General features: G+C 38.1%; 13 protein-coding genes. 5 read left to right on the forward strand and 8 right to left on the reverse strand.

Going from position 1 to position 15,784, the window contains the following annotated elements; genetic code table 11:
- From rpoC to ABZC96_RS02790, 5 genes are all read left to right on the forward strand, one after another.
- The coding region (gene rpoC, locus ABZC96_RS02770) for a DNA-directed RNA polymerase subunit beta' (protein WP_373028917.1) at positions 1 to 4,399 on the forward strand (4,399 nt) is incomplete at its 5' end.
- Positions 4,400 to 4,627: 228 nt separating this feature from the next.
- On the forward strand, positions 4,628 to 4,999 hold the full coding sequence (rpsL, locus tag ABZC96_RS02775) for a 30S ribosomal protein S12 (protein ID WP_373028918.1): 372 nt from the start codon (positions 4,628 to 4,630) through the stop codon (positions 4,997 to 4,999).
- Positions 5,000 to 5,130: 131 nt separating this feature from the next.
- Positions 5,131 to 5,598: a 30S ribosomal protein S7 gene (gene rpsG / locus ABZC96_RS02780; protein ID WP_373028920.1), complete on the forward strand. Its 468-nt coding sequence runs from the start codon at positions 5,131 to 5,133 to the stop codon at positions 5,596 to 5,598.
- An 11-nt stretch (positions 5,599 to 5,609) separates the two neighbouring features.
- Entirely contained in the window at positions 5,610 to 7,700 is a 2,091-nt protein-coding gene (gene fusA / locus ABZC96_RS02785) for an elongation factor G (protein WP_373028921.1), read from the forward strand.
- Between the two features lie 198 nt (positions 7,701 to 7,898).
- Positions 7,899 to 8,264, forward strand: a complete 366-nt coding sequence (locus tag ABZC96_RS02790; protein ID WP_373028922.1) for a hypothetical protein — start codon at positions 7,899 to 7,901, stop codon at positions 8,262 to 8,264.
- 14 nt (positions 8,265 to 8,278) lie between these two features.
- Here ABZC96_RS02790 and ABZC96_RS02795 read toward each other — a convergent pair whose 3' ends face one another.
- The 8 genes from ABZC96_RS02795 to ABZC96_RS02830 all read right to left on the reverse strand — a co-directional run.
- Positions 8,279 to 8,620, reverse strand: a complete 342-nt coding sequence (locus ABZC96_RS02795; protein ID WP_373028923.1) for a DUF2853 family protein — start codon at positions 8,618 to 8,620, stop codon at positions 8,279 to 8,281.
- A 50-nt stretch (positions 8,621 to 8,670) separates the two neighbouring features.
- The gene (locus ABZC96_RS02800) at positions 8,671 to 8,907 is read right to left on the reverse strand and encodes a hypothetical protein (protein ID WP_373028925.1); all 237 of its coding nucleotides are present in this window, start codon (positions 8,905 to 8,907) and stop codon (positions 8,671 to 8,673) included.
- Between the two features lie 150 nt (positions 8,908 to 9,057).
- On the reverse strand, positions 9,058 to 9,435 hold the full coding sequence (gene queF, locus ABZC96_RS02805) for a preQ(1) synthase (protein WP_373028927.1): 378 nt from the start codon (positions 9,433 to 9,435) through the stop codon (positions 9,058 to 9,060).
- Positions 9,436 to 9,444: 9 nt separating this feature from the next.
- Positions 9,445 to 10,869: an EAL domain-containing protein gene (locus tag ABZC96_RS02810; protein WP_373028928.1), complete on the reverse strand. Its 1,425-nt coding sequence runs from the start codon at positions 10,867 to 10,869 to the stop codon at positions 9,445 to 9,447.
- Complete coding sequence (gyrB, locus tag ABZC96_RS02815; protein ID WP_373028929.1) at positions 10,869 to 13,184, reverse strand: DNA topoisomerase (ATP-hydrolyzing) subunit B; 2,316 nt, start codon at positions 13,182 to 13,184, stop codon at positions 10,869 to 10,871. The genes ABZC96_RS02810 and gyrB overlap by 1 nt, the downstream gene beginning before the upstream one ends.
- Positions 13,185 to 13,276: 92 nt before the next feature.
- Positions 13,277 to 14,290 (reverse strand): tRNA (adenosine(37)-N6)-threonylcarbamoyltransferase complex transferase subunit TsaD, encoded by a 1,014-nt coding sequence (gene tsaD / locus ABZC96_RS02820; protein WP_373028930.1) that lies wholly within the window; start codon positions 14,288 to 14,290, stop codon positions 13,277 to 13,279.
- Positions 14,287 to 14,844, reverse strand: a complete 558-nt coding sequence (locus tag ABZC96_RS02825) for an RBBP9/YdeN family alpha/beta hydrolase (RefSeq protein ID WP_373028931.1) — start codon at positions 14,842 to 14,844, stop codon at positions 14,287 to 14,289. Before ABZC96_RS02825 ends, tsaD begins: the two co-directional genes overlap by 4 nt.
- The coding region (locus ABZC96_RS02830; RefSeq protein ID WP_373028933.1) for a 1-deoxy-D-xylulose-5-phosphate reductoisomerase at positions 14,828 to 15,784 on the reverse strand (957 nt) is incomplete at its 5' end. The genes ABZC96_RS02825 and ABZC96_RS02830, both read right to left, overlap by 17 nt.

The following is a 15,784-nucleotide window of genomic DNA, read 5'->3' on the forward strand; positions in this document are numbered from 1 at the left end:
AAAACCAGAAACAATTAACTATAGAACCCTAAAACCAGAAAGAGACGGTCTTTTCTGTGCGAAGATTTTTGGACCTATCAGAGACTATGAGTGTCTTTGTGGTAAATACAAAAAGATGCGTTACAAAGGCGTTGTATGTGAGAAATGTGGGGTTGAAGTAACCACTTCCAAAGTAAGAAGAACCCGTATGGGTCATATTGACCTTATTGCTCCTGTAGCACATATTTGGTATGTTTCTTCACTTCCATCACGTATTGGTACACTTTTGGGTGTAAAGATGAAAGACCTTGAAAGAGTACTTTACTATGAAGCATATATTGTTAAAACAGCCGGTGAAGCAAGTTATGACAGTGAAGGTCTAAACCCACTGGCAAAATATGATGTTCTTAATGAAGAGCAATATCAGCAGATCATGCAACGTTTTGGCGATACAGATTTAGATGCAAGAATGGGTGGAGAGATCATCCAAGAATTACTTGCTGACCTTGACCTTGTTGAAATGTTTACACAACTCAAACTTGATATTCAAGCGACAAAATCTGAAGCAAAAAGAAAGACAATTGTTAAACGTCTTAAAGTGATTGAGGCATTCCTTCACTCAGGTAACAGACCAGAGTGGATGATGTTGACTCAACTACCGGTACTCCCACCAGATTTGAGACCTCTTGTAAGTCTTGATGGTGGTAAGTTTGCTGTTTCTGATGTGAACGACCTTTATAGAAGAGTGATCAACAGAAACCAAAGACTTAAAAGACTTGTAGAGCTTGATGCACCTGAAATCATTGTTAGAAATGAAAAACGTATGCTTCAAGAAGCAGTAGACGCACTTTTTGACAACGGTAGAAGAGGAAATGCAGTTAAGGGTGCAAACAAAAGACCACTGAAGTCACTTTCTGAAGTGATCAAGGGTAAACAAGGTCGTTTTAGACAAAACCTTCTTGGTAAAAGGGTTGACTTCTCTGGCCGTTCGGTTATTGTTGTTGGTCCGGACTTGCGTATGGATCAGTGTGGATTGCCTAAAAAAATGGCGATCGAACTCTTTAAGCCACATTTGATGGCAAAGCTTGAAGAAAAAGGGTATGCAACGACTCTAAAACAAGCTAAGAAGATGATCGAAAAGCAAGAGAATGAAGTATGGGAATGTTTAGAAGAGGTAGTTGATAATTATCCTATCTTACTGAACCGTGCACCAACACTTCATAAACTTTCAATTCAAGCGTTCCACCCGAGACTTATCGAGGGTAAAGCGATTCAATTGCACCCACTGGTTTGTTCTGCGTTCAACGCCGACTTTGATGGGGATCAAATGGCGGTACATGTACCTCTTTCAGATGAAGCGATAGCTGAAGCAAAAGTATTGATGCTTGCATCGATGAACATTTTGCTTCCAGCATCAGGTAAGGCAATCGCCGTACCTTCACAAGATATGATCTTAGGTCTTTATTACCTAACGCTTGAGAAGAATGATGTAAAAGGTGAACATAAACTTTTCGCAAACGTTGAAGAGGTTGAGATCGCATTTGAACAACAGTCACTTGATCTTAATGCACGTATCAGAACAGTGATAGAGGGACGCATTGCAAAATCAACTGCAGGTAGACTGATATTAAAATCAATTATCCCTGATTATGTACCAGAAAAATACTGGAATAAAATCTTGAAGAAAAAAGATATCGGTGCATTGGTTGACTATATCTATAAAATAGGTGGTGTTTCTGAAACTGCCGGATTCCTTGATAATCTTAAGGATATGGGTTTCAAATATGCAACTAAAGTAGGAGTTTCTATCTCTATTGATGATATTAAAATTCCTGAGATCAAAGTAGGACGTGTTATTTCTGCAAAAGAAGAAGTAAAAGAGATACAGAGACAATTTGGTGCGGGTCTATTGACGGATCAAGAGCGTTATAATAAAATTATCGATATCTGGACAGATGCGAACAATGGTATTGCTGAAGGTCTTATGGAGCTTATTAAGGCAGATAAAGACGGGTTTAACTCAGTGCATATGATGGCAGACTCTGGGGCAAGAGGTTCAGCGGCACAGATCAGACAACTTTCTGGTATGAGGGGTCTTATGGCGAAATCAGATGGGTCAATTATTGAAACACCTATTACGTCAAACTTCCGTGAAGGTCTAAATGTACTTGAGTACTTTATTTCAACACACGGTGCAAGAAAAGGTCTTGCCGATACAGCACTGAAAACGGCGAATGCGGGTTACTTAACAAGAAAACTGATCGATGTTGCACAAAATGTGAAGATCTCTATGACAGATTGTGGTACACACGAAGGTGTAGAAGTATCTGATATCGTTGTAGGTAATGAAATGATCGAGCCATTGGCAGATCGTATCTATGGTAGAGTACTTGCTGAAGATGTGATCGATCCTATTACTTCTGAAGTTTTGGTGAGTGAAGGTACGATGATAGATGAAGAGACTGCTTCAAGAGTACAGGATGCAGGTGTACGTTCAGTCGTTATGAGAGCACCATCATCATGTAAAGCACCAAAAGGTATTTGTGCAAAATGTTATGGACTGAACATGGCGGATAACAAAATGGTTAAACGTGGGGAAGCTGTAGGTGTTATTGCAGCGCAATCTATTGGTGAGCCAGGAACACAACTTACACTCCGAACATTCCACACAGGTGGTACGGCAACAGCAGGTAAAGAAGATAGACAAGTTATCGCAAGTAAAGAAGGGTTTATTAGATACTATAACCTGAATGTATATCGTAACAGAGATGGTAACCTTATCGTTGCAAACAGAAGAAATGCAGGGGTACTTTTGGTTGAACCTAAGATCAAAGCAGTAGTCGACGGTACAGTTTCTCTTGTAGTGACGCATGATGAGTATGTGATCTCTGTAAATTCCGGTAGCGCAGATGAAGTGAAGTATAACCTTAGAAAATCGGATGTAGCCAAATCAAATGAACTTGCAGGTGTTGCAGGTAAAGTTGAAGGAAAACTTTTCTTACCGCTTCAGGATGGGGATAAAGTAAAAGAGGGTGACTCTATCGTTGAAGTGATCAATGAAGGTTGGTCTGTACCGAGCCGTGTACCATTTGCTTCTGAACTTAAAGTTGAAGATGGTGCTCCAGTAACACAGAATGTTATTTCTGAGTCAAAAGGTAAAGTGAAATTCTTCTTGCTTAAAGGGGATTATCTTGAAGCACATACAAGTATTACAGAGGGTACAAAAGTAGTAGAAAAAGGGCTCTTTGCAGTTATTGTTGATGAAAATAACAGAGAAGCTGCAAGACACTATATCTCAAGAGGATCTGTGGTGAAGGTAGATAATGATGCGGTGGTTCAAAGAGGTGATCTTCTTTCTGCGCCTGAAACATCATCTCATGTAGTAATCGCTGAATGGGATCCGTATTCAGAGCCTATTATTGCTGAACAGCAAGGAAAACTGAAGTTTGAAGATATTATTCCAGGTGTAACAGTTGTTGAACAGTTTGACGAGGTTACAGGGGATACGAGACTTGAGCTTAACGAATATATTCCTGCTGCATATAAGCCGGCAATTGTTCTTGCAACTGAAGGTGGAGAACTCATTCGTTATCAGCTTGATGCGAAGACGATCTTATTTGTTAAAGATGGTGATGATGTAAGTATCGCGGATATCTTGGCAAAAACACCAAAAGCGGCTATCAAGTCAAAAGATATTACGGGAGGTCTTCCAAGAGTTTCTGAACTCTTTGAGGCTAGACGTCCTAAGGATATTGCACTTATCGCGCAGATCGATGGTGTAGTAAGTTTTGGTAAGCCACTACGTGGTAAAGAGAGACTTATTATTTCTGGTGATAATAATCAGGTAACTGAACAGTTCATCGATAAGAATAAAGTATCGCTTGTACATATGGGTGAGTATGTACATGCAGGTGAAAAACTGACTGATGGTACTGTCTCAAGTCATGATATCCTTGCAGCACTTGGGGAAAAAGCATTGTATGAGTACATTGTGTCTGAAGTACAAATGGTTTATCGTAGACAAGGGGTTAATATCTCAGATAAACACATTGAGATCGTTACTTCTCAAATGATGAGACAAGTGAAAGTCGTTGAGAGTGGTGATTCTAAGTTTATCGCTGGAGACATTGTTTCTCGTCGTAAGTTCCAAGAAGAGAATGAAGCAGTGATCAAGCTTGGTGGTGAACCTTCTATTGCTGAGCCGATGCTTGTAGGTATTACACGTTCAGCTGTTGGTGCAGATAGTATTATCTCTGCGGCATCATTCCAGGATACAACGAAGGTACTTACTTCTGCATCTATCGCAGGAACAATAGATACCCTTGAAGATCTTAAAGAAAATGTTGTTATCGGACGCCTTATCCCAGTGGGTACTGGTATGATTGATAATGATAATATCAAATTGAAAGCTGCAGAGTAATCTCTGCACACTGTTTCTAGTTTAGGCTAGAAACAGGTTAAATCTCTTTTCATTACCTCCTCCCTTTTAAATATAAGAATTACTAAAGAATATTTCGATATAATATGCCTCCAAAAATCTGCGCGATTAGTCCAGATAAAAGCATTCTAAATGAGCGTTTTTATGTGGTGTAAGAACCCAGATTCAAGAGATATGATCTCAATTCAAACTAACCAGAAAGGAAACGATTTGCCTACAATTAACCAATTGATTCGTAAAGAACGTCAAAAGCAAGTGAAAAAATCAAAATCACCTGCGCTCGTAAAATGTCCTCAAAGAAGAGGCGTATGTACTAGAGTATATACTACAACACCAAAGAAACCTAACTCGGCACTTAGAAAAGTTGCTAAAGTAAGATTGACAAGTGGTTTTGAAGTAATCTCATACATCGGTGGTGAGGGTCACAACCTTCAAGAACACTCTATCGTACTTGTAAGAGGCGGAAGAATTAAAGATTTACCTGGTGTTAAGTATCACATTGTTCGTGGTGCACTAGATGCTTCAGGAGTAACTGGAAGAACAGTTGCAAGATCTAAGTACGGTACTAAAAAACCTAAATAATCTCAGATTATTTAAATAAGTTAAAAAGTAAAAGTTTAGTCTAGAGATAGACTTAAAACAGGTGTTGTCATTTATCCTTAGGGGACAAGACTTGAGTAAATCAACCATATAAGATTGAAGAAGGAAACATAATGAGAAGAAGAAAAGCTCCCGTTAGACCGGTATTGCCAGATCCAGTACACGGTTCTAAAGTATTAACAAAGTTTATCAATGCAGTAATGCTAGATGGTAAGAAAAGCACAGCACAAAAAGTAATGTATGCTGCGTTAGAGAGAATTGAATCAAAATCTGGTGAAAAAGGTATTGAAGTATTCAACAAAGCGATGGATAACGTCAAACCTGTAATGGAAGTAAAAAGCAGAAGAGTAGGTGGTGCAACGTACCAGGTACCTATCGAAGTTAGACCTGTAAGACAACAATCACTGGGAATCAGATGGATCGTTGATGCAGCTAGAAAAAGAAATGAAAGAACTATGATGGAGCGTTTAAGCAATGAGCTTATGGATGCTGCGACTGAAAAAGGTTCTGCTTTCAAAAAGAAAGAAGATACGTATAGAATGGCTGAAGCAAATAAAGCATTTGCTCACTATAGATGGTAAGGAACTAAGTTATGGCAAGAACGCACAAACTTAATGACGTAAGAAACATCGGTATTGCTGCTCACATTGATGCAGGTAAAACAACAACAACTGAAAGAATTCTTTTCTATACAGGTGTTGAACATAAAATTGGTGAAGTACATGATGGTGCTGCAACAATGGACTGGATGGAGCAAGAGCAGGAAAGAGGTATTACAATTACTTCTGCTGCTACAACTTGTGAATGGGCAGGTAAACAAATTAACATTATTGATACTCCGGGGCACGTTGACTTCACTATTGAAGTTGAACGTTCAATGAGAGTTCTTGATGGTGCTGTATCTGTATTCTGTGCAGTTGGTGGTGTTCAGCCACAATCTGAAACAGTATGGAGACAAAGAAACCGTTATGGGGTACCATCAATTGTATTTGTAAACAAGTATGACAGAACAGGTTCAGACTTTTATGAAGTTGAGAGACAAATTCGTGAGAGACTAAAAGGTAATCCTGTGCCAATTCAATTACCAATTGGTGCTGAAGAGAATTTCCAGGGTGTTGTTGACCTTGTTAAAATGAAAGCAATCGTTTGGGATCAAGATGCTGCTATGGGTTCTAACTACCACGTAGAAGAGATTCCTGAAGATATGATGGAATTATCAGAAACGTACCGTGAAAAACTTATTGAGAGTATTTCTGAGGCAGATGGTAATGACGCACTTATGGAAAAATACATGGAAGGCGAAGAGCTTACTGAAGAAGAGATTGCAGCTGGAATTAAAGCAGCAACTATCGGTATGCATATTGTGCCAATGACTGTTGGTTCAGCATTTAAAAACAAAGGTGTTCAGACACTACTTGACGCTGTTGTTGATTACCTCCCATCTCCAGTTGAAGCACCTGCGATTAAGGGTACTAAAATGGAAGATGAAGATGCTGAAGTAACTGTTGAATCTACAGACGATGGTGAATTTGCTTCACTAGCATTTAAGATCATGACTGACCCATTTGTTGGACAGTTGACATTTATTCGTGTATACCGTGGTTCTTTAGAGGCAGGTTCTTACGTACTTAACTCAACTAAAGAGAAAAAAGAGCGTATCGGACGTATCATGAAAATGCATGCAATCAAACGTGAAGAAGTTTCTGAGATCTATGCAGGTGAGATCGGTGCGGTTGTTGGATTGAAAAATACAACTACTGGAGATACACTTTGTTCAGATAAAGATAAAGTAGTACTTGAAAGAATGGATTTCCCAGAGCCGGTTATCTCTGTTGCAGTTGAACCTAAAACAAAAGCTGACCAGGAAAAAATGGGAGTTGCGCTTGGTAAACTTGCTGCAGAAGATCCGTCTTTCCGTGTTTCTACAGATGAAGAGTCTGGTCAAACTATTATTTCAGGAATGGGTGAGCTTCACCTTGAAATTCTTGTAGATAGAATGAAAAGAGAGTTTAAAGTTGAAGCTGAAGTGGGTGCACCACAAGTTTCATACCGTGAGACTATTAGAAAGTCTGTAAACAAAGAATACAAGTATGCTAAACAATCAGGTGGTCGTGGACAGTTCGGTCATGTTTACCTTAGAATCGAGCCACAAGAACCAGGTTTTGGTTACGAGTTTGTTGATGAAGTTAAAGGTGGGGTAATTCCAAAAGAGTTTATCCAGCCGATAAATAAAGGTGTTCAAGAAGCTATGGCTAGAGGTATCCAGGCGGGTTATCCAGTAGAAGATGTTAAAGTAACAGTATATGATGGGTCTTACCATGATGTCGATTCATCTGAAATGGCGTTTAAACTTGCTGGTTCAATGGGATTCAGAGATGGTTGTAGAGAAGCAAATCCAGTTATCTTGGAACCACTGATGAAAGTTGAAGTTGAAGTACCTGAAGACTATATGGGTGACGTTATTGGTGATGTTGCTAAAAGACGTGGTCAGGTAAATGGTATGGATGACAGAGCTGGTAACAAAATCGTTAATGCGTTTGTTCCACTTTCTGAAATGTTCGGATACTCAACAGACCTACGTTCAATGACTCAAGGTCGTGCAACGTATGCTATGGAATTTGATCACTATGAAGAAGTTCCACAGAATGTAGCTAAAGAGATCATCGAAAAAAGAAACAGCTAATTTAGTGTTTCATTACGATATCTTTGACCGGATGGATTTTGCTCCATTCGGTCACCTACTATCAGTAAGCGCTCTCACTACAAAAAATCCATTCAATTAAATCTCCAGAAAATTAACACCAAATTTTAAACCATATAGAAATATTATTCTATTTTAATTTTTAAATTAGCATACAATAGTATTTAAAGGATACCTTATATGAAATATATTATTGATCTTATAGAAGATGTACGGGAACAAATAGGAAATCAAGATGATTTTATACTTACTGCAATGCTTTTAAAAGAAAACATGGAAGATTCAGAAAAGTTAATCTACGCAGGGGAATCGCCTCTTAATTTATTTCATTTGGATGAAGCAGAGAAACAACTTATTTTTAAAATAGATGGTAGTCAAGCCAGAATCACTGTAGGAGAACTTATTCCCCCTTTGTTGATACTTGATATGGATGCTATGATGTATGCGCTTAGAATGGATGTAAATGTACAGTATAAAGGTATGGAGATAGTTGGATTTGGTAAAAATGATGAGGAGAAGAAATATATCTTGTTTATCAAGATATAAAACTTCTTTTAGTTCTAGGCGTACACAGACTCTTTACCAAACTCTTTAGCAAGCAAGGCATAGAAGAGTGCTCTGTACTTATGTCTGTTTGAAGTACCCATAGCTTCACACACACCTTTGATAGCAGCGTCTAAAGTTGCATCATTGGCATCAACCCCGAGCTTATTTTGTAAGAAATTCTTTTTGACTGTGTCAAGTTCCTCCCTGTCAGAACATGATACGGTTTCAGCATCCTGTTTGTAGATAGATGGCACTAAATCTTCAGTTGCTTTACTAATCAAGTCTTCTGAAAGATCTAATCCTAATTCTTTCGAAACAGCCATATAGTGTTCAATCTTTTCTACGAGTTTACTCATATTTTCTCCTTAAAATATTTCTAATATTTTATTATATCTATAAATAATACTTAGGTCAAATATTGAGGTTTTTGTGCTAAAAGTATCCAGTTCATACTGATATTGTGCTGTTTGCAAAAATGAGCTAGAGATTCATAGGGAATTTTTTTACGTCTTTTAATCACTGCAAAATATTGTGGGTCAAGCTCGAGTGAGTCTGCTATATCTCTATCCAGTATTTTTTCTTTCTTGGTTTCCATAGAGAGTATCTGTTTGACTCTTTGCATCACTTCATGAAAATCTATCATTGATATCCTTCGTATTCATATAGGTGTATCATAATATATTTTTAGGGACATGTTTAAAACTATGTCAAATTGTAATGTTTTAGGGAGAGAGTTAAAATGTAATTGTACTCTGACCGAAGAGTATGGATACCTTCGGTGTAGGTGGATATATTAGTTTTTGGTACTGTCTATCTCAATGACGGTATGTACATTCCCTCTAGGGTTAAAGTCAGCGATCAGTTTCATCGACTTAGGTTGTAATTTGCTGTAAAGTGCATCATAGATCTCGTTGGCAGAATTTTCATGTGAGATATATCTTGTCATAAATGAGTTGATATAGAGTTTGAGTGCTTTTAATTCTATAACAGTTTCATTTGGTTCATAACTCAGTTTGAGTGTAGCAAAATCAGGATAGCCTGAACGAGGGCACATACACATGAACTCAGGTAATTCTATATTGATCGTATAATTTTTCTTATGCTCATTTGGCCAATAATTCTCTTCACTGTTAATGTCAAATTCTTGTATCTCTTTTTCACCGTATTTCATATTTTTCCTTTAGTTGTATCTTTTAATTAATGCTTCTTCATCTATGGGTTTGCTCACACCAAAGCCTTGTATATAGTCAATGCCAAGTGTTTTTAGTTTCTTTTTCTGCATTTCATCGTCTACCCACTTTGCAACGGTTTGAATGTGTAAGTTCTTTGCCATATCAATTAAAGAATGAAGCATAGCATAAGTTGTTTCATCTTCTAAGTTTGTCACATAATCTCTATCAAACTGGACCATGTCAAATTTAAAATGTTTCATATATTCCATAGATGCATTGGATGAACCAAAATTGTCAATACAGATTTTTATGCCATGTGACCTGAAATTTTTGAGTGTTTTCAGATATCCGCTAAGATCATGATGTGTTTTACGTTCATAGAGTTGTATGATCAGACGGGATGGATCTACCTGTTTTTCACCTAAGTAGTCAAAAAGTTTTTCCTGAAAAGAGCCGTCTCTTAGAGAAAAAGGTGAAAGATTAAAGGTAAATGAAATACTCTGATCCACAAGAGGTAAGAGGTCGATGACATGTTTAATTAGTGTTAGATCATAATCTCTACCTAAGCCTAAACGATTAATAATAGGCAGATATACACGAGGTAAGATATCTTTATGTGTTTGGGAATTTAGTTTGACTGCAATTTCATACGTATCTATAGAATCGTTATGCATATTGAGCAAAGGTCTGAAGGATAAGAGTAACTTTTTCTTTTGGATCGTATTTATCACATCTTTTTCTATACTTGAGAGTTCACTCGCATCTTTTATATTATACGTGTGTTTTTCTTTTTCATTTGAAGATTGACTTGCAATGATATCTCGAAGTTGTAGGATTACTTTTTCAAAGTCTTCATTTGTATTGGTGATAATGGCAAATTGATAATCTACTTCTATATTGTTAATATGACTGTTTTCTTCTATCAGAGTTTCTAGTACCGTTTGTATATTTTCATGGTTTTCATTGAGAGCAATTAAAAATTCTGAACCACGACCTCGTCCAATAAGAACTTTATCTAAACCATTTTGTTTAAAGATTAGATTTAATTTTCGAGAAATAGTATAAAGAAGATTATCTATCTGCTCGCTACTATAGTTTTCATTTAATGATGAGAGGTTTTCTATGTTTAAACAGGCAAGAGATTTTGGTTTATAGTCTTGTAGCTTTTTAACAAATGTTTTTGTATTAAACCCTTGTGTAATCTGATCTATCATGGTCTCTTGTACACTCAGGTTCATTAAGAAATAGATAAAATAGATGGTAATAAAGGTAATAGCTCCAAGAAGGGTAATATCTTTTATACTGATATTGGGTGTATCTTCTTGATAAATAGTGGTATAAAAAACAAGAAAAACAAGAATGAGTACGGGCATACCCGCTCTAAGAGCTAAGATAAAACGTCGGCCTCTTTCTTCTTTTTGGGAGTATAGCATTAAACATCCAGGTGTTTTACATCTTTAGCATGGCTTTCAATGTAGTTTCTTCTAGGCTCTACTTCATCACCCATGAAGAGTACAAATGTATCACTGGCACTTTCATCATCACCAATGGTAACTTGTAAAAGTCTTCTGTTTTCCGGAGTCATTGTTGTTTCCCAAAGTTGTTCAGGGTTCATTTCACCTAAACCTTTGTATCGTTGTATATATGCACCTTTTTTAGCAGAACTTTCAACTTCTTCAAAGAGAGCAAGAAGATCTTGATCTTTAAACTCATCTGTGCCGTATTCAGAAATTTTTTGGTGTATGTGTATTGCTTCATTATAATGAGGATTTGTAAATAGTATTTCATCTACGATGAGTTCTTCGAGTCCATCATTTGTTTGTACAAACAAATGAATTGTATCATCGGTAATAGTTTTATTTAGGATATTATATCCAAGTTCAGCGATGTATGCTTCTATTGTTTTTGCAAGCTCTCTGTTATTGGTGCCTATCACATCTGGATTTTCAATCATATAACGAAGTACCTCAGGCAATGCAAAACGTTTTTCTATCTCTTTGAGTGTCATACGGTAGTATGCCACCAGCTTAAAGAGTTCTACAAGATCTGCTTGTCCCATAGTTGTACTTTCAATCGCAGTGATACCATTTTCTATAAGATAGTCATTCAATGCTTTTTCATCTTTAAGATAGACTTCATTTTTACCTTTTTTATAACGGTAAAGTGGAGGCTGTGCAAGGTAAAGATAACCTTTTTCAATAACTGGTTTTAGGAATCTAAAGAAGAACGTCATAAGCAGTGTTTGGATGTGAGATCCATCCACATCGGCATCAGTCATGATAATAACTTTATGGTATCTTAATTTATCTTCATCAAACTCTTCACCGATACCACAACCCAGTGCAGTGATCATATTTTTTATCTCATCTGATTTAAGGATCTTTTCTAAACGTGCTTTCTCTACGTTAAGGATCTTACCTTTGAGAGGAAGAATGGCTTGGAAAACTCTGTCACGACCCTGTTTGGCAGAACCACCTGCAGAATCACCCTCCACCAGATAAATTTCAGATATTTCTGGGTCTTTGCTCTGACAGTCTGCAAGTTTACCCGGAAGCGTTCCTATACTCATGGAATCTTTACGTTTTACTAAGTCTTTAGCTCTTTTTGCAGCATCTCTACCTCTGGCAGCAAGAAGTATTTGAGCCATGATAGCTTTTGCTTCTATTGGTTGTTCTTCAAGGTACTTGTTGAAATTTTCAGAGAAGAATTTTTGCACTAGAGGACGTACATAGGAAGAACCTAGTTTCCCTTTGGTTTGCCCTTCGAACTGCGGTTCCGGTACACGTACTGAAACGATAGCGATGAGACCTTCTTTACAGTCATCACCGGTAATCTTAGTACCTTTTTCTTTTGCATTTGCATTTTTGGCAATGTAGCTGGCCATAGAACGAGTGAGACCTGCCCTAAAACCTGCCTCATGCGTCCCACCTTCAGCAGTTTTGATGTTATTTACAAAAGAGAGTGATTTTTCAGAGTCTGAATCACAGTACATTAAAGCAATATCAATCTCAATATCATCTGCTTTACCTTGGAAGAACTGTGCAGACGAGAGAGGTGCTTTGGTATTCATGTCTTCAACAAATTGTTTGATCCCTCCTTCAAAATGATAGAGTTCTTTTGTTCCGTCACGTTCATCTCTAAAGTCAATACTGATCTTTGGATTCAGGTAACAGAGTTCTCTGAACCTTTTCATTAAGATCTCTTTTTGGAAAATGACACCCTCTTTAAAGATAGTCTCATCCGGCCAGAACTCAACTTTTGTACCATGTTTTCTCGTTGTTCCTGTTGCCTGAAGTACATCTTGCGGGATACCCGCTTTAAATGACTGTTCATGGACCTCGCCATCTTTGAAAATGGTAAGATACAAGTCTTTAGAGAGCGCATTTACAACAGAGACACCCACACCGTGAAGTCCGCCTGAAACCTTATAGGTGTCTTTGTCAAATTTACCACCTGCATGAAGGACAGTCAGTACGACTGTCGCAGCAGATATCTTTTCGGTAGGGTGCTCTGTTACCGGGATACCACGACCATTATCTTCAATGATCGCAGAACCCTCTTTTGTAAGTGTAACTTTGATCGTGTCACAGAACCCTGCCATCGCTTCATCGATAGAGTTATCTACGACTTCGTATACAAGGTGATGAAGACCTTTTGTAGATGTGTCACCAATGTACATACCAGGTCTTTTTCTTACCGCTTCTAGTCCTTTAAGGACTTTAATATTACTAGCACCATATTCTGCCATGTTGAGACTCCATTTTGTGGGGGTATAAGTATATATATTTTAGCTAAAACTAGCTTAGATATCTCGCTATAAAGAGGGGATTGAAGTGACAATTAAAGCAGCATTCCATTTTGTTGTTTTTTGTTGCTTATAATATCTATTTCATTAGGATCGATGAAGAGATTTTTTGCATAGGCTTCCAGTGCATATCTTCCGATCATAGCGGCATTATCTGAACAGTATTCCAGAGGTGCCACATGAAGGGTTTTCCCAAATTCATCACAGAGATCCTGGTAAGCATTTCGTATGTATTTATTTGCGGATGCTCCACCTACGATAGCAAAGTCTTTGATCTTCTCTTTGCTAAAGATCTTTTTGCTTTTTTGAAGCAAATGAAGTTTGACTGCTTTTTGAAAAGATGCAGAGAGATCTGCACGGTCTTGTTCTCTCATCCCATCTATTCCACCGAGTGCTTCTACTTGAAGTCTTACAGCATTTTTAAGCCCTGAGAGAGAAAAGGCGATGAGCGGAGAGTTACGTAGCGGTATAGGGAGATCAAAACGGTTTTCATCCCCTTTAAGGGCAAGTGCTTCTATAAGCGGTCCACCAGGGTAGCCTAAGCCCATCATTTTGGCACATTTATCAAAGCTTTCACCTACTGAATCGTCCATACTTGTAGCAAGGATCTCCATATGTTCAAAACTTTCAACTCTTATGACTTGTGTATGCCCTCCTGAGATGAGAAGTACAAGCAGAGGGAGGGTAGACCCCTTTTCTATAAAAAGTGAGTAAATATGCCCCTTGAGGTGATGCACGGGGATAAGAGGTATCTCAAGGAAAGTGCTTAGCGTTTTCGCCATAGCTATACCCTCAAGCAAGGTTACGCCTAATCCAGGCTGATTGGTCACCGAAACGGCTTTGAGTTTTTCAAAGTAGGGTTTGGTCTCTTTCAGTATCTCAGGGAGTGCTACAGCATGCAGTCTTGATGCAAGTTCAGGAACCACACCACCATAACAGGAGTGTTCGGCTTCTTGGGAGATCTTTTTATGATAAAGTACTTTTTTAGTGGCTATTTCAGTGATAGCTATAGAGCTGTCATCACAGCTTGACTCTATACTTAAGATCATGATCTGTCCAATACAAGTTTTTCGATATATTCCCATTTGCCATAACCGCTGTCTTCATTGATATGACCAGCATTTTTGATAATGTTCAAAGGTATATCATAGTGGTCTGCCATCATTTGGGCTTCTTTTACCTCGATGTAAGGATCGTTGTCAGAGACAATTATTTGTATCTTTTTGGCATTAAGATTTTCAGGCAATGTACAGGGGAAAAAAGTTTTGATGGTATCTACCTCTGTGGTGAGACTAGGAGGTGAGACAAGAAAAAGTCTTTTTACTTGAGATACCTCTTGTTGTATATCAGATTCATTGCAAAACCAAAACCAAAGTGTAGTGGCCAAAGAGTGACACACGATAGTATCTGGTTTGAAATCTTCCAGTATCTCTTTGAGTTGTTTCACCCATCTGTTTTTACTTGGGAAGTGACAGTTGTCAAGCAAAGGAAATGAGACAGTGCCATAAGCTTTGGCTACGGTTCCTGCCAGCTCTGCTTGCCAGTGTGGTGCATCGCTTCCTCCCCAACCATGTAGGATGAGTACTTTATCTTGCGTTGACATAGGCTCTGATCTCCTTATCTATTTGGATGATCTCATCGATGTTTGATGCTTTAACAGTTTCAAACTTTTGATAAGCATCTAAAACCATTTCACTCATTCCAAAGAATGAACATTTTTCTTCTTGAAACGCTTGTATTGCTTCTTCATTTGCCGCATTTATCACTACACCCAAATGAGGATGTTTTAAGATGTGCTCTTTGATGTTCCAGATAGGGTAACGTTCCGCTTCAATCGGTAGAAATTCCAGGGCACCTATACTGAGTAGATCTGTGGGAGGCAAGATGGCTTCTTCTACTTCACCTCTAAGTGCAAAAGCAATAGGGAGTTTCATATCTACGCCCGCAAAGTGAGCCGTGGTAGAACCATCTTTGAATTCTACAAGTGCATGGATGATAGACTTCTTCTCTATCATGGCATCGATGTTATTTGTGTCAAAGAGCCATTTTGCTTCTAGAAGTTCAAACAGTTTATTAGTCATAGTGGCTGAATCTATGGTGATCTTGTTACCCATGGACCAATTAGGGTGTTTGAGTGCATCTGAGAAAACAGCATCTTTCATTTTGCCCAGTTCCCAGTTTCTAAAGGCACCACCGCTTGCAGTGATGTAAAGTTTAGAGACAGGACGCTCATTCATGAGGTACCACAGTCCAAAGTGTTCAGAATCAATAGGGGTAATAAGGGACATATCTATGAACTCTCCGGCAACTACTAAAGACTCTTTATTTGCTAGTGCAACCCTTTTACCAAGACTTGTGGCTTTGAGTGTAGGAGCAAGACCGGCATAGCCCACAAGTGCATTAACAAGGGTATCGCTTTTGGACATTTCTATGAGTGTTAAAATACCTTGTTCCCCACAGAGTACATTGGGGTGATTGACTTTTGCTTTGTCTGCCTCATTGGCGATAGCGACTATTTTGGGTTGATGTTCTTTGATCTGCTT

The organism is Sulfurovum sp., assembly GCF_041551015.1.
Classification (GTDB): domain Bacteria; phylum Campylobacterota; class Campylobacteria; order Campylobacterales; family Sulfurovaceae; genus Sulfurovum.